This window comes from Ilumatobacter sp. (assembly GCF_049588435.1).
Classification (GTDB): domain Bacteria; phylum Actinomycetota; class Acidimicrobiia; order Acidimicrobiales; family Ilumatobacteraceae; genus Ilumatobacter_A.
On sequence record NZ_JBAVYV010000584.1, the window covers coordinates 1 to 2797 of the forward strand.

Annotated in this window: 1 protein-coding gene; it reads right to left on the minus strand. The window is 68.3% G+C overall.

Annotated elements, in window-relative coordinates:
• The coding region (locus WBV89_RS21955; protein ID WP_423983461.1) for a DUF3418 domain-containing protein at positions 1–2797 on the minus strand (2797 nt) is incomplete at both ends.

Below are 2797 nucleotides of genomic sequence, written 5' to 3' on the forward strand. Positions count from 1 at the left end.
GTGCCTTCGCGCGCACTGCCGCCTGCAGGTCGCGGAACTCGCGCTCCGACCACGGGATGGACCCGTGCTCGGCCATCACGAGATCGACAGCGGCGGCGATGCAGTCGTCGACCAAGGTCTCGACCCCGAGATCCGCGTTCGTCAGCGCGATGCGTCCGGCGTTCGTGATCAGTCGCTCGATCGATCGTCGCGTCGGGGCACCGTCGAGCAAGAGGAGCCGTCGGACTCCCCCACGCATCGCCCGCTGTTGGAGTTCGGGCGTGGTGACGACCCGGAGAGACACGCTGTCGCCGACGTCGAGCAACGTCGGATACGCCCGCACGTCCAGCGCACGATCCGACGACTCGACGACCCTCGGCAGGTCACCCACGTCCCAGGTCGTCAGACCGCGCCGTTCTTCGATCGGTGCGGCCGCAGCGATCGACTGGCGGGCGCTCCCGGCTTGACGCGCCTTGATCGCCGCGAGGTCGAAGCCGACGTCGTGGACCTCGCCCTCGTCGTCGGACACCACGATGTTCAGCCGGAGATGGGCGTCGACCGCGGTCGGATCGAACGCAGCGGCATCGACGCGCACACCGGCGACCTCGGACACGACTTCGGCGAGGCGATCGACCAACCTCCCGTCCGGCGGACCGAGCCGATCCAGCACCTCGTCGACGGTTTCGGCGAACGGGATCAGGACCCGCCGGATCGCCTTGGGCAGCGAACGCATCAGCTGTTCGACGAGCTCATCCCGGTGTCCGACGACCTGCCAGTCGAGGCCGTCAGCGGTGATCTGGTTGAGACCGTTGAGCGGGAGGTGGATCGTCACCCCGTCGAGCGGCTCGCCCGGCGCGTCCCGATACGTCAACGGCAGCTCGATGTCCCCCTGGACCCACACGTCGGGGAAACGATCCGATCCGTGCCCGTGCTCGCCCAACAAGTCGCGGAGAACGGCATCGGTGAGGTCGAGCAACGACGGTTGGTCCTTGCGCACACCCTTCCACCAGCGGTCGAAGTGCTGTGTGCTGGTGACGTCGTCGCCGATGCGCTCGTCGTAGAACGCGAAGACCGTCTCGTCATCGAGCAGTTCGGCGCCCCGGGCGCGAGCGCTCATCGATGCGAGTCGCTCGAGCTGCTCGTGGTTGTGCGCCACGAACCGGTGTCGCGCCGCCCACCCCGGTGGGAGTTGATCGCCGCCCTCGACGAACACCTTCGTGATGAACCAGGCGCGCGCCGCAGGCGGGTCGACGCGATCGAGTCCGATCAAGCGGTCGCTCACCAGCGGGAGCCCGAACAGCGTGACCTGCTCGGTGACGACAGCGCGACCGCCCTTGGCATCCCAGCGGGGTTCACCGTACGACTTCTTCACCAGGTGAGCGCCGGCACGCTCGGCCCAGCGTGGATCGATCGCGGCGACGCGACGCGCGTAGATCTGATTCGTCTCGACCAATTCGGCGGCCATCACCCAGTCCGGCGGCTTGCGCGTCAAGACCGAACCGGGAGCGATCACGAACTCTGCCTGGCGCGCTCCCTTGAACATGCGCGTCTGGCGGTCGCGCATCCCGACGTGCGAGAGCAGGCCCGCGAGCAGTGCCTGGTGAACGTGATCGGGATGACCCTCGTCCGTTCCCGCACGAATCCCGATGTCCGCTGCGACCCGCTTGAGCTGACGGTGCAGGTCGACCCATTCGCGCACGCGGAGATAGTGGATGAACTCCTCGCGGCACATCCGCCGGAAGCGGTTTCCCGATCGCTCACGCTGCTGCTCGCGGACGTAGTCCCACAGTTTGACGATGGACAGCAGGTCGGAGCCGGGAACCTTGAAGCGATTGTGGAACTCGTTCGCCTGCTCGCGCTTGTCGGCGGGACGCTCGCGCACGTCCTGGATCGAGAGTGCGGAGACGATCACGAGGACCTCGCGGACGCAGTCGAGTCGATCCGCTTCGAGCAGCATCCGACCGAGGCGCGGGTCGACCGGCAGGCGTGCCAACTGGCGCCCGATCTTGGTCAGCCGTACTCCGCGCCCGCCCCCGTCGTCGCCGCGGCCTCCACCGCCGCCGCGACCGCCACCGCCACCGCCACTGCCATTGCCGCTGCCACTGCCACTGGAACTGGACCGATTCGGGGCGATCGCGTTCAGTTCCTCGAGCAACATCTCACCGTCGCGAATCGACCGATGTTCCGGCGCCTCGACGAACGGGAAGCGAGCGAGGTCACCCAACCCGATGTTCGCCATCTGCAAGATGACCGACGCCAGGTTGGTGCGCAGGATCTCGGGCTCGGTGAAGTCGGGGCGCGCGTCGAAGTTCTGCTCCGAGAACAGACGGATGCAAATGCCCGGGGCGACGCGCCCGCATCGACCGGCGCGCTGGTTCGCCGACGCCTGTGAGACCTCCTCGATCGGGAGTCGCTGCACCTTCAGCCGACGCGAGTAGCGCGAGATCCGTGCCGTACCGGCGTCGACCACGTAGCGCACGCCGGGAACCGTGATCGACGTCTCCGCGACGTTCGTCGCGAGCACGATCCGGCGTCCCCGATGCGGTTGCCACACGCGGCGCTGCTCCGCAGAGGACAGCCGGGCGTAGAGCGGGAGGACCTCGGTGTCACGGAGCTTGCGCTGCTTGACCGCGTCCTTGATCGCATCGGCCGTGTCGTGGATCTCCCGTTCCCCCGACAGGAACACCAGCACGTCGCCGTCCCCCTCCCCGGCGAGTTCTTCGCACGCCTCGACGATCGCGTCGACCTGGTCGAGTCCGCCCCGCCGCCCGGCATCGCGCCCGGCAACACGGCCACCGCGCCGCCCGGAATCCGGACC